The organism is Leptospira fainei serovar Hurstbridge str. BUT 6, from assembly GCF_000306235.2.
In the GTDB taxonomy this organism is placed as follows: Bacteria; Spirochaetota; Leptospiria; order Leptospirales; family Leptospiraceae; genus Leptospira_B; species Leptospira_B fainei.
This window is the reverse complement of record NZ_AKWZ02000012.1, coordinates 14,467-34,298: the sequence shown is the minus strand read 5'-3', so window position 1 is coordinate 34,298 and position 19,832 is coordinate 14,467. Positions and strand designations below refer to the sequence as shown.

22 protein-coding genes are annotated in these 19,832 nt (G+C 44.4%); 13 read left to right on the top strand and 9 right to left on the bottom strand.

The features are described 5' to 3' along the window. Window positions 1–4: 4 nt before the first annotated feature. Window positions 5–1,150 (bottom strand): lysophospholipid acyltransferase family protein, encoded by a 1,146-nt coding sequence (locus LEP1GSC058_RS19425; protein ID WP_016551458.1) that lies wholly within the window; start codon window positions 1,148–1,150, stop codon window positions 5–7. 14 nt (window positions 1,151–1,164) lie between these two features. Further along, complete coding sequence (gene alr / locus LEP1GSC058_RS19420) at window positions 1,165–2,298, bottom strand: alanine racemase (protein WP_039948913.1); 1,134 nt, start codon at window positions 2,296–2,298, stop codon at window positions 1,165–1,167. Between the two features lie 163 nt (window positions 2,299–2,461). Here alr and LEP1GSC058_RS19415 point away from each other — a divergent pair, with 163 nt between their 5' ends. Further along, window positions 2,462–2,956, top strand: a complete 495-nt coding sequence (locus tag LEP1GSC058_RS19415) for a DUF2505 family protein (RefSeq protein WP_016551472.1) — start codon at window positions 2,462–2,464, stop codon at window positions 2,954–2,956. A 74-nt stretch (window positions 2,957–3,030) separates the two neighbouring features. Here LEP1GSC058_RS19415 and LEP1GSC058_RS19410 read toward each other — a convergent pair whose 3' ends face one another. Further along, entirely contained in the window at window positions 3,031–3,519 is a 489-nt protein-coding gene (locus LEP1GSC058_RS19410; protein ID WP_232224753.1) for a hypothetical protein, read from the bottom strand. Between the two features lie 212 nt (window positions 3,520–3,731). Here LEP1GSC058_RS19410 and speD point away from each other — a divergent pair, with 212 nt between their 5' ends. The 11 genes from speD to LEP1GSC058_RS19355 all read left to right on the top strand — a co-directional run bounded on the left by speD (window position 3,732) and on the right by LEP1GSC058_RS19355 (window position 13,285). Further along, window positions 3,732–4,118, top strand: coding sequence for an adenosylmethionine decarboxylase (gene speD, locus LEP1GSC058_RS19405; protein ID WP_039948894.1), 387 nt, complete (start codon window positions 3,732–3,734; stop codon window positions 4,116–4,118). A gap of 114 nt (window positions 4,119–4,232) precedes the next feature. Next, the gene (locus tag LEP1GSC058_RS19400; RefSeq protein WP_016551435.1) at window positions 4,233–5,099 is read left to right on the top strand and encodes an S-adenosylmethionine decarboxylase; all 867 of its coding nucleotides are present in this window, start codon (window positions 4,233–4,235) and stop codon (window positions 5,097–5,099) included. Window positions 5,100–5,107: 8 nt separating this feature from the next. Then, the gene (speE, locus tag LEP1GSC058_RS19395) at window positions 5,108–5,950 is read left to right on the top strand and encodes a polyamine aminopropyltransferase (RefSeq protein ID WP_016551480.1); all 843 of its coding nucleotides are present in this window, start codon (window positions 5,108–5,110) and stop codon (window positions 5,948–5,950) included. Window positions 5,951–5,953: 3 nt separating this feature from the next. After that, entirely contained in the window at window positions 5,954–6,766 is an 813-nt protein-coding gene (gene pyrF / locus LEP1GSC058_RS19390) for an orotidine-5'-phosphate decarboxylase (protein ID WP_016551392.1), read from the top strand. Between the two features lie 107 nt (window positions 6,767–6,873). Then, complete coding sequence (locus LEP1GSC058_RS19385; protein ID WP_016551481.1) at window positions 6,874–7,335, top strand: YqaA family protein; 462 nt, start codon at window positions 6,874–6,876, stop codon at window positions 7,333–7,335. Window positions 7,336–7,497: 162 nt separating this feature from the next. Then, window positions 7,498–8,799 carry an NAD(P)/FAD-dependent oxidoreductase gene (locus LEP1GSC058_RS19380; protein ID WP_232224758.1) on the top strand — a complete coding sequence of 434 codons (1,302 nt, stop codon included), beginning with the start codon at window positions 7,498–7,500 and terminating at the stop codon, window positions 8,797–8,799. Further along, window positions 8,790–9,572 (top strand): DUF1365 domain-containing protein, encoded by a 783-nt coding sequence (locus LEP1GSC058_RS19375; RefSeq protein WP_016551454.1) that lies wholly within the window; start codon window positions 8,790–8,792, stop codon window positions 9,570–9,572. The genes LEP1GSC058_RS19380 and LEP1GSC058_RS19375 overlap by 10 nt, the downstream gene beginning before the upstream one ends. Beyond that, the gene (locus tag LEP1GSC058_RS19370) at window positions 9,559–10,857 is read left to right on the top strand and encodes an SAM-dependent methyltransferase (RefSeq protein ID WP_016551412.1); all 1,299 of its coding nucleotides are present in this window, start codon (window positions 9,559–9,561) and stop codon (window positions 10,855–10,857) included. The genes LEP1GSC058_RS19375 and LEP1GSC058_RS19370 overlap by 14 nt, the downstream gene beginning before the upstream one ends. Further along, a complete protein-coding gene (locus tag LEP1GSC058_RS19365; protein WP_016551395.1) occupies window positions 10,854–11,357 on the top strand; it encodes a DUF2062 domain-containing protein in 504 nt (167 codons plus the stop codon). Before LEP1GSC058_RS19370 ends, LEP1GSC058_RS19365 begins: the two co-directional genes overlap by 4 nt. Before the next feature lie 17 nt (window positions 11,358–11,374). Next, on the top strand, window positions 11,375–12,166 hold the full coding sequence (locus tag LEP1GSC058_RS19360) for a DUF1295 domain-containing protein (protein WP_016551438.1): 792 nt from the start codon (window positions 11,375–11,377) through the stop codon (window positions 12,164–12,166). Window positions 12,167–12,253: 87 nt separating this feature from the next. After that, window positions 12,254–13,285 carry an SAM-dependent methyltransferase gene (locus LEP1GSC058_RS19355; RefSeq protein WP_016551399.1) on the top strand — a complete coding sequence of 344 codons (1,032 nt, stop codon included), beginning with the start codon at window positions 12,254–12,256 and terminating at the stop codon, window positions 13,283–13,285. Between the two features lie 40 nt (window positions 13,286–13,325). Here the strand turns inward: LEP1GSC058_RS19355 and LEP1GSC058_RS19350 are convergent, their stop codons facing one another. Further along, window positions 13,326–13,946, bottom strand: coding sequence for a TetR/AcrR family transcriptional regulator (locus LEP1GSC058_RS19350; RefSeq protein WP_016551429.1), 621 nt, complete (start codon window positions 13,944–13,946; stop codon window positions 13,326–13,328). 87 nt (window positions 13,947–14,033) lie between these two features. On the opposite strand from LEP1GSC058_RS19350, the gene LEP1GSC058_RS19345 reads away from it, so the two are divergent. Beyond that, on the top strand, window positions 14,034–15,617 hold the full coding sequence (locus LEP1GSC058_RS19345) for a phytoene desaturase family protein (protein ID WP_016551452.1): 1,584 nt from the start codon (window positions 14,034–14,036) through the stop codon (window positions 15,615–15,617). Window positions 15,618–15,654: 37 nt separating this feature from the next. Here the strand turns inward: LEP1GSC058_RS19345 and LEP1GSC058_RS19340 are convergent, their stop codons facing one another. The 5 genes from LEP1GSC058_RS19340 to LEP1GSC058_RS19315 all read right to left on the bottom strand — a co-directional run bounded on the left by LEP1GSC058_RS19340 (window position 15,655) and on the right by LEP1GSC058_RS19315 (window position 19,208). Beyond that, complete coding sequence (locus LEP1GSC058_RS19340; protein WP_016551388.1) at window positions 15,655–16,410, bottom strand: hypothetical protein; 756 nt, start codon at window positions 16,408–16,410, stop codon at window positions 15,655–15,657. A 9-nt stretch (window positions 16,411–16,419) separates the two neighbouring features. Then, complete coding sequence (locus LEP1GSC058_RS19335; RefSeq protein WP_016551434.1) at window positions 16,420–16,626, bottom strand: hypothetical protein; 207 nt, start codon at window positions 16,624–16,626, stop codon at window positions 16,420–16,422. Between the two features lie 358 nt (window positions 16,627–16,984). Then, window positions 16,985–17,524, bottom strand: a complete 540-nt coding sequence (locus LEP1GSC058_RS19330; RefSeq protein ID WP_039948893.1) for a hypothetical protein — start codon at window positions 17,522–17,524, stop codon at window positions 16,985–16,987. Beyond that, window positions 17,508–18,617 (bottom strand): KamA family radical SAM protein, encoded by a 1,110-nt coding sequence (locus tag LEP1GSC058_RS19325; protein ID WP_039948891.1) that lies wholly within the window; start codon window positions 18,615–18,617, stop codon window positions 17,508–17,510. The genes LEP1GSC058_RS19330 and LEP1GSC058_RS19325 overlap by 17 nt, the downstream gene beginning before the upstream one ends. Before the next feature lie 270 nt (window positions 18,618–18,887). Beyond that, window positions 18,888–19,208 carry a hypothetical protein gene (locus LEP1GSC058_RS19315; protein ID WP_016551466.1) on the bottom strand — a complete coding sequence of 107 codons (321 nt, stop codon included), beginning with the start codon at window positions 19,206–19,208 and terminating at the stop codon, window positions 18,888–18,890. Window positions 19,209–19,832: the final 624 nt, after the last annotated feature.

Sequence of the window (19,832 nt, the reverse complement as noted above, 5' to 3'; positions counted from 1 at the left end):
CTCCTTATGCGGTTTGCAAACTGGACCAAGCCGCTTCCAATTTTGGTAAATGAGAAGTTAGCTGGTTTTTATGATATAGGACTAAATTTTTCTTTCTTAAATTATGCGTATCTTTCGGCGCTTGAAATAATTTTTCATCGAAAACGATATCTTCGCCGTCCAGTTTTAAATACCCTTTCTCTTTGACCTTTCCTAAGAAGGAATCGAAAGCGCTCGCTAAATTCTCGCCTGAAAATTTTTGCGAAATATAAATTTCGGGATGCTTGGAACGGATCGTTTCCGCGAGAGTCTTTAGCGCGCTGAATAATTTGGTTTTACTTTCTCTCGCTTTTCCTTCGCATTTTAGAAGAATGTAGGAGGCTAAATTCCCGGCCGTAACCGTATAACCGTTTCCTAATCTTTCCTTTACGATGCCCGCCACTTCATCCGCGCTGGCTTCTTCTGGAATCGGGAAGGGTTGTCCGTAACCGATATGAAGTTCGGCCTTTTTTGAAGAGAAATAATCGTAAGTGAACGTGAACGAATTAAAATGTAATCCTTTGAACTTGGAGCGAAGGAAATAAACCCCTTTCTTGATTTGATTCATATAACCGTCGTGGTTAAATGTACCTTCGGGGAATAGGAACAAGGTTCTTCCTTGGGCGATTTTTTCGGAGAGGTAGCTCCATTCCTGCTCTACCATATCCCGGAGTTCCCCTTTTTTCAGAAGTTCCCTTGTATTATCCCGAAACGGTCTCTTTATAGGAACACAGCCTATATAATCCATGAATTTTGGAATGATCATAGACTTGTCGATCAAGCCTAAGATAAATTTCAAGATCCCTTTAGGTCTGAGTTCGTTCACTAAGAATCCCTTCCCAAGCATATCTTCACGAGCAGGAATTGCGAATTTAATCTTCGGAAATACGTGCCGATAGACCGCCGCCAGCGCAGGGACATCGGCTTCCGAAACGTGATTTGCCATAAGGACGGAAGGATAGGGCGCATCTAATTTTCCGTCCGACCTTCCGTTCGGGAAATGCTCTTCAAAAGAATCAAACGCAAAGCCTCGTGCTTTATAAACGAGATCGATCATCCAGCTGTACGTTTTCGTTGTCCGAACAGGTTCAACTTGATCGGTCGGTATGCTCATTTGGGACGTAGAGTTCATTAAATTTTTCCTTTTTATTCCACGATATACTTCGGTACGGATTCGCTTATCCTAGTCGTAGTTTCATAATTAATCGTATTTGTCCAATTGGCATGATCGTCGGCAGTGACCTCTTCCTGGCCGTCCTTTCCGATGATCGTGACCGTGTCTCCGATTTCAACGTTATGGATATGGGTCACATCGAGCATGGTCATATTCATGCAAATTCGTCCTAGAATTTTTGCACGTTTGCCTCGTACTAGCATAACTCCGTTATTGGAAAGTTTTCGATCCAACCCTTCGTAATATCCGACCGGAACGACTGCGACTTTCGTAGGAGTGCTGGTTTGGTAGGTTGATCCGTAGCCTACGAAACTATCCGACGGCAGATCTTGCAAGTGCACAATTCTTGCTTTCCAGCGAAGAACGGGGTTTAGGCGAAATTCGTTTCTTCCGTTTAAATGAAGAGAAAGTCTCGTTTGAAGACTGGGCCAAAGCCCGTAGAGAGATATTCCGATTCGGACTAAATCGTAGTGAGCTTCGGGAAAGAGCATGGTGGAAGCCGACGCGCATGCATGTCGGATAACGTTTGTATATCCGAATGTTTCCAGCGTCTGAATCGCTTCCGCAAATTTTTGTATCTGCAGCTTAGAGTATTTTTGTTCGATGACGTCTTCTGTGCTGGCAAAATGAGTCGAAATTCCTTCCAAAGGTAAAATTTCCCGTTTAAAATCGGATAAGATTGACTCTAATTCCTTTCCGAAAGAGCCGAGTCGTCCCATTCCGGTATCCACCTTCAAATGAATTTGCGGTCGCGGTCGGCAGCTGGCAAGAATCTTGGCATCTTCCGTTCTTGAAACGATAACCCAGAAATTAGAATCCGAAATTTCCTTAACTCGTTCCTGGATAGCCGGTGTAGCTCCCATAATGAGAATCCGAACGTTCGGGAATTTGCTTCGAAGATAATTAGCTTCCTCGAGAGAATTGACCGCAAGCAGATCCGCTCCGCCGTTTAAAGATAATTCCGCCATTTGCAGAAAGCCATGACCGTATGCGTTGGACTTGATCACTGCGCTTAAAAGGGTCTTGGGACTGAGAAGGGAACGAAAGCTTCTGAGGTTCAGCGTCACTGCCTCTTGTGAAAGTTCGATCCAGGTTCTGTCTTTCAAGGGTCGTCTCGGTTCCTTTCCGTTTCTCCTAGTATTGTTTTCTCCCGGTTTCTTCCCAATAGTTTTTTCCGGATCGATCGCGGAAAAAAAAGGGTTTCCCGACGGAAGAAAACTCCGCAAGCTGCCCGAGAAAACTCCTCACAAACAACCCAGGAAGTACCGGATGAAGCAATATAAAGTCGTGCAAACCTTCCCCGTTCCCCTCCAGGATCTTCTCAAAGCAAGGGAAGATCGTTACAAATACCTGGAACAGTTTCCGGAATTAAAAAATGTAGAGCTTTTGGAGGAAAGAAAAGAGGGAAATCAGGTATTTCAAAAGAGAAAAGTAAAATTGGCGGATTCTCTTCCTAAAGTTCTGGCTGCACTGCTTTCCGATCCTTCGCTTTTGGAAAATTCCGTCTTCGACCTCAGCACAAACACGCACGAGTTTACGATAGCTCCCCCCGGGAATGATTCGATTGTAACAATCAAGGGAGTTTCCGTTTATCGGGAATTGAGCCCGAATGAATCGGAGCGGAGTTACGACGTGCAAGTCTCTTCAGGAGTTTTCTTGATGGGAACCGTAATCGAAACGGTTATCGAGGAGATTCACAGGCATTCATTGGATAAGGATAAGAATTCAATCTCCGAATTTTTAAAAAAATACCAGGTCGAGTAATTTCCGTCCACCGGGGAATCGAGCAGCTTCTTGTCGCCGGCTGCTCGAGATTCTATTCCTTAAGTACTTCGAATTCATTCTTTTGTCGATTCTCCGCTATTTGGAGAAGTTCCCCAATGCTTTAGCGCTTCAAGGAGCTCCATCGTGGGATTTCCTTCTCCTAGATAAATCAACTCTTCTCCGAGGTTCCATGCTCCCCAAACCGGTTTTCTTTCCTGAAGGGTAGTCAATTTGTCTGCGAAGCGATCGTCAGATAAAAGTTGTTCATAGTCGGGACTCTCCGAGCCTATCTCGAGGAATTCCCAACCGAACTTTTCGAGCGTCTGTAGAGACGCTGAGGCTTCCTCGCAGCCGAGGCAGTCGGGAACCTCGACGAGAAACAACACTCCTTTTTTATCCGATTTTTCGGCGTGAGAAAAGGCGATGGCTCGAGTTTGAATTCGTTTATTGAGAGTCGGGACGAAAAAAAAAGCGCTATTTGTAAACCAAACAATACTTAAAATAAAGCAAAAGAGCCCGAAAAGAATCAAAAGAGCCCGTTTTCTGAAAATAAAATTTATCATTCGGGTTGGCGCCGCTTCCGATTTTGCGAATTCGCTTTTTGATCTTTCCATAGAATTGTAATATAATTTGTTCGGCGTTTTTTCCGATTCTAAGAAAAAGAAGTTTGGAAAAAATAAATATAAATTTACGTAGAGAGTTGACAAAAAAACATAGTCATACGCATGCTCGGTTTCTAAACCAAAAACCAAGTTTCGGAGGTGTCAGGCAGTAGATGAACGCATTGGGTAAGCACGTAATTGCAGAATTTTATGAGTGTGATTACGAGACCATCAACAATCACGAATTGGTAGAAGATATCATGTTGAAGGCCGCCGACCTTTCCGGCGCCACTACGGTTAAATCTGTGTTTCATAGGTTTAGTCCCTTTGGCGTAAGCGGTGTGGTCGTCGTAAGCGAATCCCACTTCGCGATCCATACCTGGCCCGAATACGGTTACTGCGCAATCGACGTCTTCACATGTGGAGACATTATTGATAACCAGACCGCTCTGGAATATCTCAAGGAACGCTTCTGTGCCAAAAGCATCTCTGTAGTGGAGATGAAGCGTGGTTTGTTGCAATTAGGCGTCGACCTACCTCACAAGCCAGTTGGGAAATAAGGACTATCTCTCCGGCAGAGCCGGAAAACCCCCCATCGATAAAGACGAATTTCCTTCTCCCGGAGGGAGCAAGGAGTTCTTTTATATTATTACCACGAGGAGAGGTATCAGAGTATGAGCCTAAAGACCAAAGAACAAGTAAAGATCGTTAACCGTTTTTCTTTTTTAAGAAGTACTATTGAAATCAATTCCACCGAGTCCGGTGAGGCTTTCCTCTTTACGAGAGAAGCCATTCCGGCGGGTGAAGTTGTAGCCGTCTGGGGAGGCAAGGCAGTTCATAAAAACGAACTGGCTGGACTTTCCGGGTTGTCTACCCCTCATCGGGTTCATAGCGACTTCTATCTAGTTTCTCCGCTTCATGATGATGGGATTGATTCGATTCACTACATTCGACAAAGTGTGGAACCGAACTGCGGATTTCAAGGCGACATTACTCTCGTAGCCCTGAGAGACATCCCCGCTGGCGAAGAAATCACCTATCATCCCGCGATGAAAAATCCGGAACTAGCTTGGGCACGTACGGAAGACGCTGAGATCGTGAGAAATCGCTTTAACGGAAGTTTCCCGTCGTACATCCAATCTAGAATCGACGCAGACCCTGAATTAAAGGTCTACGAGCCCTTCAAGAACGGTGCCTGGGGTCTTTTGACCTCCATCGATCTGGAAGGCTGTGACGCGGCTTTAATTCGCGATGCGGATGCGATCAAACGCTATGTTCGCGAACTTTGTGATCTAATCGAAATGAAACGCTTCGGTGAAACCGTAGTCGTTCATTTTGGAGAGGATGAAAGAGTCGCCGGATACTCCATGTTCCAACTCATAGAGACTTCCTGCATTTCCGCTCACTTCGCAAACGAAACCAATACTTCCTATATCGATATCTTTTCCTGCAAAGGGTACGATCCGAAAGTAGCGGCGGAATTTACTCGGGAATTCTTTAAAGGCGATGCGATGCGCCTGACTGTAACAAACCGCTTCTAGGAGGCATATTGGAACTCTGGCTGGACGAAGCGCTCGAACTAACGAACGGGCGCGCTCTCAAGATTAAAATAAAGGAATTCGTACATAGCCGTAAGACTCCTTTCCAGAAGATAGACGTATTCGAATCCCAAAGCTTTGGTCGCATGTTCACTCTTGACGGAGTGGTGATGATGACCGAGGCGGATGAATTCGCTTATCATGAGATGATCGTCCACGTTCCAATGTTGAGTCATCCCAATCCCGAGAAAGTCTTGGTGATCGGGGGAGGCGACGGTGGAACAGTGCGAGAAGTTCTAAAGCATCCGTCCGTAAAGGAAGTTCATCTTTGCGAAATCGATAAAGGGGTTGTAGACGTTTGTTACGAATACTTCCCTGCAATCGCTAACGCGATGAAGGATCCAAGGGTGAAGCACGCATATGAAGACGGAGCTAAGTATGTCCAAGATTATAAGGAATACTTCGACGTAATTTGCGTGGATTCTTCCGACCCGGTGGGTCCTGCGGAAGTTCTCTTTAAACGACCTTTTTATGAAACGATGGCGGCTTCCCTAAGGCAAGGTGGTATTTGTACCACTCAGGGAGAAAGTTTTTACTATCATGGTAAGGTCATCAAGGAACTCTTCCAATTCATTCCTCAAGTCTTCGATCATTGCGGTTATTATTTCACCGTAGTGCCGACATACCCGTCCGGGATTATCGGATTCACATATTGCTCCAAAGGACCGGATCCGTATAAGGTTGATCCGGACCCTAAGCGCGTTCCTAAAGGGTTGAAGTATTATTCTGCAGAAATGCATAAAGCGTCATTTATGCTTCCACCATTCGCTCAGGAATATATCGTACGTAAGTAGGCTTTGGATTTTCATTCTAAATTCATTCGGCGGAGAGAGGAGCTAGGCTCTCTCCTTTGCGTAGGGATCGATCCCGATATCGCGAAACTTCCTCCCTCTCTAGAAGGAAATTATGAAAAACTGTTTTTGTTCTCGAGAGAGATCGTGGATGCAACGGCGGATTTTGCCGTCGCTTATAAGCCTAATATCGCTTTTTACGAAGCTTTCGGTTCTCAAGGAATCGCTCAGTTCGAAAAACTGATCCGTCATATTAAAATCCATTATCCGGGAATTCCGATCGTAGCGGACGCTAAGCGCGGAGATTTGGATAATACCGCCAGGCAATACGCGAAATTCTTTTTCAAAGAGTTAGGAGTGGATTCCTTAACTTTGTCCCCTTATATGGGAGCCGATACCGTTCAACCGTTTCTTGAAGATTCCTCCAAGTTGGTTTTTCTCCTGTGTTTGACGTCCAATCCTGACTCGGCACAGCTACAGAAAAAAACCTTTTCGGAAACGGGAAGAACCTTGTATCAAGAAGTTGCAGCGTTAAGCGAAACATTTTCCGCACGAAACGTGGGTTTGGTCGTGGGTGCGACTCATCCAAGCGAATTGGGAGAGCTCAGGACCTTGCACCCGGATCGCATGTTTCTCATCCCCGGGTACGGAGCTCAAGGAGCTTCTCTTGAGGAAGTGATCGCTGTCTGTGGGGAAAATTCGCTTATTAATTCCTCTAGAAGTATTATTTTCGCGTCTTCCGGGTCTGATTTTGCGGAAGCCGCTCGGAAGTCGGCCGAATCGATCACCGTTCAGATGAAGAAACTTCTTTCCTTTTAACCTCGCTTTTCCCGATAAACGGATATGCGTCGATCAAGTTTAATTGATGCATAGAATTCTAATATAGATTCCTATATACTAATTAAGGGACGCCCTTCATACAATCGATGAGCCTAGATTTTTTGCAAATAGGTACCGAGTTACTTGCCCAATTCGGCGGGTCCGGGCTGATGCTGATTTCTTTCGCAGCTGCTACGCTTTTACCGTTCAGCTCCGAGGCGGCTTTGGCGGTAGCTATCCTCTCAGGGATGTCTCCGGAAAAGGCCGTTTTTTGGGCCTCCATTGGAAACTGTGCCGCGTGTTGCTTCAACTATGGGATAGGGTATTGGTTTCGAAACGGCGTTGAGATGAAGATAGCGAAATCCAAGACGTATTCTCATTGGGCGGCAGTAATGAAAAGAAGAGGAATTCCCGTTTTATTTCTTTCTTTCTTGCCGATCATCGGCGATCCAATTACGGTTTTAAGCGGTTTCCTTCATCAGAGGCTTGTCATTTTTATTCCTTTAGTATTCTCTCTTAGAATTTTAAGATATATCGTTCTCGCTTACGGACTTCTATCTCCCGGCTGAATATTCGATTTGCGAAGTCTTAATTGCCGTTAACTTTTTTCTCCCAAGCATCGAAGTTCAATTTTTTTCCGGCAAGGAAGCCATCTCGATCGGTCTATAAGGAAATATTTTTCGGAGATTTACTTGAAGCAATCTGCTCCCAAGAAAAAGACCGCGTCTCGAATGTCTTTCCGGCGACCGAAGATTGGCGGGTCGAAACCGAAGTTAGCGATTATTGGGAGCGGAATTGCCGGATTGGGTTGCGCTCATTTTTTGAAAAATGAGTTTCGGCTCACAATATTCGAAAAAGGGGATTATATCGGCGGCCATTCCAATACCGTTATGGTCGGCGAAGACGGAGACTCGATCCCGATCGATACCGGTTTTATCGTTTTTAATCACGTAACGTATCCGAACTTGAAGCGCCTGTTCGAGGATCTAAACGTTCCGACCAAAAAAACAAGCATGTCCTTCAGTGTTCAGCATGTGCCTGAGCGGTTGGAATTTTGCGGATCGGGAATGAACGGGTTATTCGCTCAACGAAAGAATTTAATCAATTTTCGTTTTCTTCGCTTACTGTTAAACATTAATCGATTCAATTCGGAAGCCCCGGCGATTCTAAGCAATCCGAAATATATGGATTATTCTCTCGGTCGATACGTTCGCGAGGAAGGATATCACCCGGACATATTGCGATACTATTTGGTCCCGATGAGTTCGGCGGTCTGGTCCACGCCGGAGGAAAGAATGTTGGAATTCCCCGCGTATTCTTTGGTTAGATTTTTTCTGAATCACGGATTTCTCGGACTAAACACCCAGCATCAATGGTACACTGTCGACGGGGGATCTAAAGAATATGTAAAGCGTTTAACGGCTCCGATTAAAGAAGCTTTCAGATTAAAAACTCCGGTACTCGGCGTGGAGCCCGCAGCCGGAGGAAAAGTAAAGGTCATTCTGAAGGGCGGAAAAACGGAAACCTTCGATAAAGTGATTTTAGCCTCCCATGCGGATACGTCTTTAGAATTATTAAAGAAACCTACGTCGCTTCAGAAAGAACTTCTTTCTCAATTTTCCTATCAAAAGAATATTGCGACTCTTCATACTGACGACTCCGTGATGCCGAAAACGAAATCCACCTGGTCCTCCTGGAATTATAGAATGGATAGTGTTGATGGAACGATACGTCCTCATACGATTTACTGGATGAACAGTTTGCAGGACGTATCTAAAAAAAGGAACTACTATGTGTCGATAGGCGATCCGGGTAAAGTGAGTTCTAAAAAAATCATACGGGAAATAGAATACGAGCACCCTTTGTTTCATGTAGGATCATTGAAAGCACAACAGCGGCTTTCGACGCTGAACCAAGGCGGCGGTTCGATCTACTTTTGCGGAAGTTATTTTAGATACGGGTTTCACGAAGATGCTTTTTGGTCAGCCAAGATCTTGTCCGAGGTTTTGCTAGGCAGGAAGATATGGGATTGAATTCCAAAATAATCGAAGCCAAAGTAATGCACGATCGCCGAGTCCCAAAGCGAAACCGTTTTCGTTACGGAATTTTTACCTTTCAGGTCGACTTGGATGAATTGGATTTGCTGAACCAATCGTTTCGATTGATCGGGAGGAATAGGAACCGTCTTTTTGCGTTTCGAGATACCGATCATATGAATTTTGGAAAAGCGGGAATTAAGGAGAATTTTTTAGAGTACATAGCTCGGGCAGGGGTCAAAGAGAAGGTAGGCAAGGTTACGCTGGTCACGAATCTGCGTATTCTAGGTTATACGTTTAATCCGGTTTCCTTTTACTTTGCGGAGGATGAATTTGGGCAACCTCTCTGCAGCGTGGCGGAAGTTGGAAATACGTTCGGAGAAATGAAGCATTACTTTTTGGGAAAGGAAACTCTCGATGATCGAGGATTTCGGAGACAAGAGAGAAAATACTTCTATGTTTCTCCGTTCGTAAGCTTGGACTCCGTCTTCGATTTTCGGCTCAATCCGCCGGCGGATGATCGATTGAATATTCGGATCGACGCTCTCGAAAATGGCGAGACTACTATGGTGACGACTTATACCGGAAAGGCTAGAAGATTGACCGATTTAGGATTGCTTTGGATGTTTTTCAAGTACCCGTTCGTTACGTTTAAAGTGATAAGTTTGATTCACTGGCAGGCGCTGAAACTGTACTTACGGAAAATTCCGTTCATTCGAAAAAATGAAAACGGCAATCTGCAAATAGGAGTTCATCTTGGAAAGCGATAATTTCGTTAAGGTTGAACGTTTGGAATCCGGAGCCGCATTCGGCGTAGAAGGATACGGATTTTATAGAAAGATTTTTTTCGGTGCTTTGTCCGGAATGAATAAAGGATCGCTTCGGATCCTATTCCCGAACGGAGGACAGGCTTATCTTGGCGATCCGAATTCGACCGCTTCGTCCGAATTCCATCATGCGCTCATTCAAGTTAAGAACTCCGTATTCTTTAAGAAGCTGGTTCTATACGGCGATATAGGATTGGCGGAATCCTATTTGGACGGAGACTGGGATACGGATGATATTCGGGCAATTATCTGCTGGTTTCTTCTGAATATAGATAGCACGCCTTCTCTCAGCGGCTCTAATAAGAACTTTTTTCATTTAACGTTGATGAATCTAGGAAATCGTCTCCTTCATCTTTTTAGAGCGAACTCCGTCCGAGGGAGTAAGAAAAATATCGTGGAACACTACGATCTTGGGAACGAATTCTATAAGACGTTTCTCGATTCTACGATGACGTATTCCTGCGCCTATTTTAAGAAATCCGACATGACATTGGCGGACGCGCAGACGGCCAAAATCGAGCGACTTTGTAAAAAATTGAGATTAGAACCGGACGATCATATTCTAGAAATCGGAACCGGCTGGGCAGGATTTTCGACGTATGTCGCTAAGAATTACGGCTGCAAAGTGACTTCCTACACGATTTCCGAGGAACAATTCAAGTTCGCGACGGAGAAAATCCGATCTATGGGACTCGAAGATAAAATCGAAGTCCGGTTAAAAGACTATCGACTTGTAGAGGGTACGTACGATAAGATTGTCACCGTGGAAATGCTCGAAGCTGTCGGACATGAATACTTCGAGGACTTTTTTTCGATGTGCGATAAGGTTTTAAAAAAAGACGGTTTAATGGTGCATCAAATCATTACCTGTCCCGATTCGCGCTATGAATCCTTTCGTAAAGGGATCGATTTTATACAAAAACACATCTTCCCAGGCTCTTTGATTCCTTCGATTGCAAGAATCAATCAAGCGATCAATCGCACTAGCGATATGTTTCTCCATGAAATGGAAGATATCGGTAGAAACTATGATCGCACTCTCTTATCCTGGTTACAAAGCTTTGAAAGTAATCTTTTAGGAATTCGTGAATTGGGGCACGATGAAACTTTCATCAGAAAGTGGAGGTACTATTTCTCTTATTGTGCCGCTGCGTTTCATATGCGTAACATTACTGTGGTACAAGCGGTGTACACTCGACCTAATAATCTCAAGCTAAATCGCGCGTGACTGCATCCGAATTTCCACAATCTAAAAAAAAGACGTCCATCGTACAAAAAACGAAGGATGTCATCGTAAAAGAACTCAAAACGGGAACGACTCCCGAAAAAATAGCCTTATCCTTGGCGTTGGGAGCCGGAATCGGCGTATTTCCTTTGATCGGAACGACTATGGCCCTTTGTGCTTTATTAGGTTTTCTTTTAAGGCTCAACCCGGTTTCGGTTCAGATTGCAAATTATTTAATGTATCCTTTCCAGATACTTTTCTTAATTCCATTTCTTGAATTGGGAGCTCGAATTTCCGGTAAGGAATTGGATTTAGGCTGGGCTTATCGATTTGTGGACGGCGACGCTTCTCAACTCTGGGAAGGTCTCTCCAATTCCGCGATCTATGCCGTAGTCGGTTGGGGTTCCATAGTTCCTCTACTCGCTATCGCTTCGTATTTCGTTCTTTTACCGATCGTAAAAAAAATCAATCAGCTTGTTCGTAAAGAATCCGCGAAAAGTTGAATAGGCAGGAGAATTTTGTGTACGAAAACGCTTTATTCTTAATCTTCACAGCTTGGGCGGTCGTGTTTGCACTGATGAGCGTTCTTTGGCTCTTAGGTAAGATATTTCATAATTATTCGATCGTCGATATGGGTTGGGGACTTTGCATTTCGACTGCCGCAATTATCTATTTTATACTTGGAGACGGGTATCCGGTCCGCAAGGCGATTTTTGCGTTCATGGCTACCGTATGGGGCTGGAGGCTCTCTTATTTCATATTAGTGACTCGTGTTCTTACCGGCCATGAAGATCCTAGATATACGGCTTTTCGAACGGAATACGGAGAGAAAGTCGATCGGAAATTTTTTACCAACGTTTTTCAATTTCAAGGAATCCTGGGGATCGCTCTCAGTCTTCCTTTTATTTTCCCGGCATTGAACGCCTCTATGATAATTCATCCTTTGGAAATTTTCGGCTTAGTTTTTTTTGCCGTTAGCGTATTGGGAGAATCGATTGCCGATTCCCAATTGGCCGACTTCAAGCTAGACCCTTTAAACCGAGGAAAAGTCTGCGACGCGGGACTGTGGAAGTTCAGCAGACATCCCAATTATTTTTTCGAATGGTTGGTTTGGGTTTCTTTCGGGTTAGTTTCTTTAGCGTCTCCCTGGGGATGGATCGGTTTATTATCTCCTATAGTTATGTTCCTGTTACTGACTCAAGTCACAGGTATTCCGTTAAACGAAGAAGGGCAATTGAAATCCAAGGGAGACGCCTACCGCGAATATCAGGAAAAAACCAGCTCGTTCTTCCCCTGGTTTCCTAAAAAATAAAAATCGGTTCACGTAGAGGTTCGACTGATTTTGTACGGGACCCGTGCAAATCATTAGGTCATCATTATATGAAGAAGGAATTAGCGAATGAACTTCCTATATAGTTTAATGGAGAGAGACGTATTTCCGGACTGGTTGATTCGCCTGCGAATACGTCAACTTTTGCGATTACGATTGCGGCAGGAGAATCGAGGGAGTTTCGAAAAGAACCAAGAGCATCTAATGGAATATATTCGGACTCTGAAAGCTTCTCCGATAGCGGTTCATACGATCGCAGCTAACGAACAGCATTATGAGGTCCCTGCCGAATTTTTCAAGTTGGTTATGGGGAAGTACATGAAATACAGTTCGGGATATTGGGTTTCCCCAGCGGTAGGAATCGACGAATCGGAACGGACGATGCTTCAGTTAACCTGCGATCGGGCTGATTTGTCCGACGGAATGAGCGTCCTGGATTTAGGTTGTGGATGGGGATCACTCTCTCTTTATATAGCCGAAAAATATCCTAAATGTAAAGTCACAGGAGTTTCCAATTCCAGAAGTCAAAAGATCTTCATCGAAGGAGAGGCTAAAAAGAAGGGATTAAGAAATCTAACGATTTTGACTATGGATATGAACGTATTTAAGACTTCCATAATGTTCGATCGAATTCTTTCCATCGAAATGCTCGAACATATGAAAAACTATGAAGCCTTGTTCGAAAGATTGGCCGGATTTTTGAAACCTAACGGATTATTCTTCGTGCATATATTCACCCACAAGGACTACGCATATCCGTTCGAGGTGGTGGATGAGACCGATTGGATGGCGAAATATTTCTTCACGGGCGGCCAAATGCCTTCCCATAATCTGCTCTTGCATTTTCAAAAGGATTTCTTATTGGAGGATCAGTGGGTCGTTAACGGAACTCATTACGGACTTACTTCGGAAGCATGGTTATCCAATATGTATGCGCATCGGAACAAGATATTGCGTATTTTGGGAGATACGTACGGCTCGGGCCAGGCCGTCAAATGGTTCGTTTACTGGAAGGTATTCTTTATGGCTTGCGCCGAATTATGGAAGTATCGAAAAGGCGAGGAATGGATTGTCTCCCACTATCTGTTTAAGAAAGCTTAATTTTACGGAACCGCTTTATCGGATTCCCGTTCGATTGCGGTTAGGCTTTCATACCCGTGTACAGGAATAAAATCAAATCTTTCGTTATCTTTCTCGCTTTACGTAATTCGACCGAGCGAAACATGACTTGTTTTCCCGATAAAAGTACGGCGATTCCATGTACCATCGTCCAAGCCGCTATGGCGGATTTTTCTATGCTAGGAGTTTTGATGATTCCGGCGGTTTCGCAAGCTTGGATGATCTCGACGATGATCCGAAAGGAATCGTCCTCCATCCTAACGAGAGATTCGTATTTCAAATGACTTTCGATTTGATTTCCGTACATGATTCTAAACAAATCCTGGTGCTCCAGAGCAAATTCTACATAGGAAACTCCCGCCTCCCGAAAAAGCAAAAGTGGATTCGTTCGGTATTTCGACTGAATTTTTCTCTGACGTTCCGAAAGTAATTTAAAACCTTCTTCCGCGATATCCGCATAAAGGGATTCAAGATCGTTATAATGTCTATAAGGAGCGGATTGGCTGACTCCTGCGAGCATTGCAGCTTTTCTGAGACTGAGTGCCTTATAGCCTTCCTCTTTTAGGATGCGTATCGAAGCGTCCAGAAGAGCCCGTTTTAGGTCGCCGTGATGATAGGAATTTTTGTCGGGAGCGTTTTTCATGTTGACATCTATTACATTGTTAACGAGTATTACATTTGTTCCTCAATGTAATCACTGTTAACATTAAGGAACGAGAGGGTTTTGTCAATGGAAATCGAAAATTCGGATAACCGGTATGACGTTATTTTTATAGGCTCCGGAATGGGAAGCTTAACGGCGGCGAGTCTTTTGACTCAGTTTGCGGGTAAGAAAGTGCTAATTTTAGAAAAGCATTTTCAGCCGGGAGGGTTTACCCACGAATTCCAGAGGAAGCAGGGAAAATACCATTGGGACGTAGGAATCCATTACGTAGGGGATATGCACGAAGAAGGTCTATGTAGAAAGCTTTCGGATAAGATTACCGGAAAAGCCGTTCGCTGGAATCGGATGTATGAGCCGTTTGAAAGATTGATGTTTCCTTCAGGAACCTTCGATATTTACGGGGATCCGGAAAAATTCAAAACCGACTTGATCCGGCAATTTCCGGAAGAGCAGGAAGCGATCGAGCGTTATCTGAAGGATATCAAGAAAACCTCCGCATTATTCGGCAAATCACTGATGCTTAGATTGGCTCCTCCACCTTTGGAATCCTTCTCCGAGTTATTAGGAGACCCGACGATCACGACGCTGAAAGAGTATTTTGACGCGAATTTCAAAAGCGAAGAATTGAAGGGAATTTTAGCGGCCCAATGGGGAGATCATGGATTGCCTCCTTCGAAGGTAGCGTTCGCGATGCATGCTTCTTTAGTGCAACATTATATTAACGGTGGATATTATCCCGTCGGCGGCGCAGGAAAAATTTTCGATGCGATCGAGCCGATCGTAAAGGCAGGCGGCGGAGACGTCTTGTCCTCGGTGGAAGTTCGGGAAATTCTGATTCAAGACGGTAAAGCTATTGGAGTGAAGACGAAAGCGTTACGAGGCGAAGGCCAGGAACGGGATTTTTTTGCGCCCGTAATCATTTCCTGCGCCGGTGCATATCCGACTTACACGAAGCTGATTCCCGAATCGTTTCCTATTTCGTTTCGTAAAAAACTGAAGGATTTTTACGATCGGGAGAAGATGACGACGAGTCTTTGTTTGTATTTAGGACTTTCCGATAGCCCTGCGAAGTTGGGGTTTAAGGGGGAGAACTACTGGATTTTCGCATCTTCCGATCACGATAAGAATTTCTCCGAAAGGAACGATTGGATTAACGAATCGGGCGAAATTCCGAATTTGTATGTCTCCTTTCCGAGTCTGAAGAATCCGGAGGCAAAAAGCCATACTGCCGACGTGATTACTTTTACCGATTATGAAAATTTCGCGGAATGGAAATCTTTTCCTTGGAAAAAACGAGGAGAGGATTATAAGATTCTAAAAGAGAAGATTACGAATCGAATCTTATCCACGATAGAATCCAAATTTCCAGGGTTCTCTAAGCTAGTGGAATTTTCCGAGTTATCCACTCCGATCACGAACGAACATTTCACATCTCATCCTGACGGCGCGATCTACGGGCTTGCCTGCGTAGCAGAAAGATACGATAAGGAAAAATGCCCTTGGTTCGACGTTCGAACTCCCGTTTCGGGACTTTTTCTTACTGGAGCCGATGCCGGATCTCCGGGAATTGCAGGAGCGATGATGGCCGGGCTTGCGGCGGCAACCGCGGTAATCGGAAGCAACGCCCTTCTAAAAGAACTTCGAAACTAAAGAAAGAATGTCCGGCCTGAAATTCGGTCGGGCATTCCTAATAATTCAATTTTAGGATACGAATTTCTTTCTCTTCGAATCGAAGAGTTTCCTTGATTTGTTGGAATCGTTCCGCTGAGAAAGCGGAGTCAGGACTCTTAAGCTCGGCTTTTAATTTTACGATTTCATCATATAGATCGGTGAGTTCGATGATGTTTCCCTTCGCCTCCTTGGAATACAGGATTCGAAACATTTGTCCTATACGGGAAGGAATATCCGAATTTACGATCTCGGAAACGCTTACATCGTCGATATGACGAAACATCCAATTCTGCAAATAGATCGCCAATAAGCGTTCCATACGTAGAACGTCCTCTTTCGTATTTCTCGGAACGATTCCTTTAAAGAATCGATAGCGTTTGCGTAAATATTTTCCGGCGTTTAAGACGTCGGCGGGTTCGACTTTGATTTTATCCCATTCTTCCTTGATGATCGGAAAATATTCGGAACCGAAATACGGTTCTCCGATTTCGCATAGATGAACGGCTCCCGGATCGAAACATTTCATTCTTAATCGAAAACTGTCCCAATCTCCGGAAACTAAATTTACCGGCCCGCTGGATTGTAAGGGTTCTAAGGCTTGGTTAATTTCACGAATGAAATTGCTCTTTAATTGATCTGACGGATCGGCCAATAGAAAGAAATTAAAGTCGGACATGGGGGTTCCGTCGCCCCTTTGTCTCGAACCGTAGAAAATCAGTTCGAACGGCTTAAGCGAAGATACACTCGAGAGATTTTCCTTAATTCTTTCCATGTCCTTTTCTCATTCGAAAAACAACCGCATTCTAGAAAGATTCTCTAAAATCGCTTTGTAAGCCTTGTCCCTTGCTTCCGCATCTCCGAAGGGCAGGGACTTAACGTGGTTAAAGTCGTGATAAGTAATCTCGATCGAGTTACCCGCCACGTTTTTTTTAATGGAGGAAATAAAGTCCAAATTGATGACCTCAGTATCCCCTAATTTTAACCACATTTTCCTTCGAATCCTGGGGCGAAACCCCTTGCACGGATAGGGTAGTTGCCGGAACGGATTCGGTCAAGAAAATACGAATTAGCAGTAATCTAGAACGTAAATCTCAATATCCGCCCATCGATTAGACGCATTGTCAAACCGGGAGTTGGGGAACCCGTCGTTATTATTAGGATGGCCTGGACCGATTCATGGGGGGAAACGCGCCTATTTCACGATTTACTGGCGGGAAAATCGTTTTATCTTCGGGAAATTGTGTAGGAACTTCGACAAATTTCTGTGTCGAAGTTCCTACACATTAAACTCAAGCCACCGAGTGGAACGAAATCCCCGTTCTGATTATGACAAAAATAAACTTCGATTAAAAGGCTCGAATCCCACGGCTTACAAAATCATGGAATTCCTTGCCCAATTCCAGAGTGGTAAGGCTCTTTTTATTTTCGACCTCAGTCTCAAAGACGATGATAAAATTGCCTCTCTGCCATTCCCAACGCACATAGCAGCGTTCGGGAGAGGATTTTTGAAAGCAACCCGAGAATACCGTGGACCGGGTATCTTCCTTCATGGGGAAATACTGGAACTGACGCCCGTTCATTTTTGCCTGCTCAGATTCCGGAACAAGTTGGCGAAAATCATTCGCATTATCTTCCGTGTAGGAGGAGGCGCGGAATCGGTCAAAGTTGGAATTCACGTCGGCGACCTTGCAGTCGTAATAAAGTCCGCGAGCAAACAAGCGACCCGCGTCCAATAACACTGCGTTTCCCTGCGTGGAGTAAACGATATCGTAATTTAAACGGAGCATCGAAGGATTTTCCGCGACCGAAACTTTTCCCTCGGTCATAGGCGTTTTACAACCTGAGCATAGTAGGAGAATCGTCAAAAAACTAATAACCGATCTCATACAGATCTCCCCGATAATTTCTAAATACGTAAGAAGAAGATTTCGTTTCTTCCAAATAGTCCGTCGGTAGCGGAACTTTTCCTCCACCGCCCGTAAGATCGACCACATATAAAGGGATGCAGAGACCGCTGATTCTTCCCCGGATAGACTTCATCAATTCTACTCCCCGTGAAATCGGTACTCGAAAGTGCGAGGAGCCGTACACCTCGTCGCAATGATGCAGATAATACGGTTTGATTCCTGCGGACGTCAGTCCGTAAAATAAATTAGTCAGCGCTTCGACCGAATCGTTAATGTCTTTTAAAAGAACCGCCTGGTTCAGAACCGTAACGGCGCCCTCCTTAATCAAACGTTCGATTCTTTCTCTTGCAGTTGGAGTAAGTTCCTTGGAATGATTAAAATGTGTAACTATGAAGACCGGAAAATGTTTACGCAGGATCGAACAAAGTTCTTCCGTAATTCGCATCGGTAAAGTTACAGGATAGCGAGTATGAATTCTCACTTGGTTGATATGCGAAATCGATTTTAATTCACCTAATAGGTAATCGAGTTTCGCATCGGAGAGATTTAGCGGATCTCCGCCAGAAAGAATGACTTCTCGGATTTCGGTATGAGTTCGGAAGTAATTCAGCGCTTCCTGCCAGTCCTCCGAACTCGGAGTTTCCATTGAACGAGATACTTTTCTTTTTCGAGTGCAAAAACGACAGTAAACCGCACATACATGAGAAAGATACCAAAGCGCTCGATCTGGATACCGATGCGTTACTCCTCTTACCGGCATGTGCGATTCTTCTGCGAGCGGGTCGATTCGGTCCCAAACTCGCGGAGTCAGTTCCTCCTTTCGAGGAACGATTTGGAGACGTATGGGACAGAGAGGATCCAATGGATCCGCAAGCTTCAAATAGTAAGGAGTCGCGGAAAATGAAAAAAGTTCGCTACAGTCCCGCAGCGATTCTTTTTCCGAATCGGTAAGCTCTAAATATTCGCATAACCCGCTCTCGTCCTTGACGCGATGACGGATTTGCCATTTCCAATCCCACCAATTCGTTTCATCGATGAGAGAAGGTTGATTGCTTACGGAGTAAGATCCCAGATTTTTGCTCCTCTCGTTCTTGTATTAACGAAGAGCCAAGGACGTCAACTGAAGTATCCGAATAAAAAAATCGGAAACCGTGAGGTTTCCGATAGAGGTTTTTCTTTATATAAACCTCAGGGAGATGTGCTCATCAATTTAGGTTGGAGACTTAGGAGAAGGATGAGCGGGTTCCCGCTTTCTATGTATTACAACGGAATTTTTGCCCGAAACCGTTGAATTCTCCCGGGAACAACCTCCCAGAGGGACTTACAGAACTGACTGTCGGATTCAGGCCGGGGGAGGAAGGAAAAGATAACGATAGGATAGCGTATGGCGTACGACTACCGGCTCATGGATACGAGATCCGTAATCCGAATGAAGGTCGGCCCCGTACAAAAATTGGGAACGCGTTCCGAAAACCAATCCCTTATCGTCTTCTCCCGAAGAAAGATAGGTATGATGTTGTGAAACTAGTTCCGTATATTCTCGGATTTTGATCTTTTTCTGGAATACGCGAACCTTTCCTCCCGCAAATTCCTGCCCCAAAATATCGGAAACGAAAATTACGGAAAGAAACGCGACCAGAAATAAAATGCAGAATCGTTTCATACGTCTTCAGTAAGTATAGACGAGATAAAAATACTTAGGCAACCTTTTTCCTGCAAAAAATACTGAAAAATGAAAGATAGGGCAAAAAAGAGAAAATTAATTCTTCTGCATATCGACATTCTACTATGTTTAGGCTATTACAAGAACCGAATTGCGTAATCGGAATTTTCCGATATGCTTGTCGCGAAAGTGAAAGGGTTTTGATTTTTCTTTTATTAGTTATTTGTGCGCTGCCAATCCCCGAAATGGATCGCGTTTTGATCTAGCCCTTGTACGAGTGTTTTCGAATGTATCTTGTCTTTCAATTTTCAAGAGGGAGGTAAGCATTTGAAAATAGTCGATCGTTTTCCAAGATCGTCTCGAAATAGAATCCGGATCGACTACGCTTCCTCGCACCGTCCGTTAATAAACGGTGAGGAACTCCAGCCGCCTTGAGACTGAAGCTAGTAGAGCTTTCAAATCTGAGTCCGGAAATATTTTTCAATATTAGGGCCGGTTTTAGCCCTGCGACGGAAGCATCGATTCCATTTTAAGTTGGCAATGCTGGCGCGTAACGGAAAGAATTTTGCCTTTTTTCGTCGCTAACGGGGGCGTTCTTTTTCCTTGACACCCCGCCTTCCGGCT

Coding starts and splice junctions, on each gene's coding strand:
- LEP1GSC058_RS19425 (WP_016551458.1), bottom strand. CDS start 1,150: ATGAACTCTACGTCCCAAATGAGCATACCGACCGATCAAGTTGAACCT.
- LEP1GSC058_RS19415 (WP_016551472.1), top strand. CDS start 2,462: ATGAAGCAATATAAAGTCGTGCAAACCTTCCCCGTTCCCCTCCAGGAT.
- LEP1GSC058_RS19410 (WP_232224753.1), bottom strand. CDS start 3,519: ATGATAAATTTTATTTTCAGAAAACGGGCTCTTTTGATTCTTTTCGGG.
- speD (WP_039948894.1), top strand. CDS start 3,732: ATGAACGCATTGGGTAAGCACGTAATTGCAGAATTTTATGAGTGTGAT.
- LEP1GSC058_RS19400 (WP_016551435.1), top strand. CDS start 4,233: ATGAGCCTAAAGACCAAAGAACAAGTAAAGATCGTTAACCGTTTTTCT.
- LEP1GSC058_RS19385 (WP_016551481.1), top strand. CDS start 6,874: ATGAGCCTAGATTTTTTGCAAATAGGTACCGAGTTACTTGCCCAATTC.
- LEP1GSC058_RS19380 (WP_232224758.1), top strand. CDS start 7,498: ATGTCTTTCCGGCGACCGAAGATTGGCGGGTCGAAACCGAAGTTAGCG.
- LEP1GSC058_RS19375 (WP_016551454.1), top strand. CDS start 8,790: ATGGGATTGAATTCCAAAATAATCGAAGCCAAAGTAATGCACGATCGC.
- LEP1GSC058_RS19355 (WP_016551399.1), top strand. CDS start 12,254: ATGAACTTCCTATATAGTTTAATGGAGAGAGACGTATTTCCGGACTGG.
- LEP1GSC058_RS19350 (WP_016551429.1), bottom strand. CDS start 13,946: ATGAAAAACGCTCCCGACAAAAATTCCTATCATCACGGCGACCTAAAA.
- LEP1GSC058_RS19345 (WP_016551452.1), top strand. CDS start 14,034: ATGGAAATCGAAAATTCGGATAACCGGTATGACGTTATTTTTATAGGC.
- LEP1GSC058_RS19340 (WP_016551388.1), bottom strand. CDS start 16,410: ATGGAAAGAATTAAGGAAAATCTCTCGAGTGTATCTTCGCTTAAGCCG.
- LEP1GSC058_RS19335 (WP_016551434.1), bottom strand. CDS start 16,626: ATGTGGTTAAAATTAGGGGATACTGAGGTCATCAATTTGGACTTTATT.
- LEP1GSC058_RS19330 (WP_039948893.1), bottom strand. CDS start 17,524: ATGAGATCGGTTATTAGTTTTTTGACGATTCTCCTACTATGCTCAGGT.
- LEP1GSC058_RS19315 (WP_016551466.1), bottom strand. CDS start 19,208: ATGAAACGATTCTGCATTTTATTTCTGGTCGCGTTTCTTTCCGTAATT.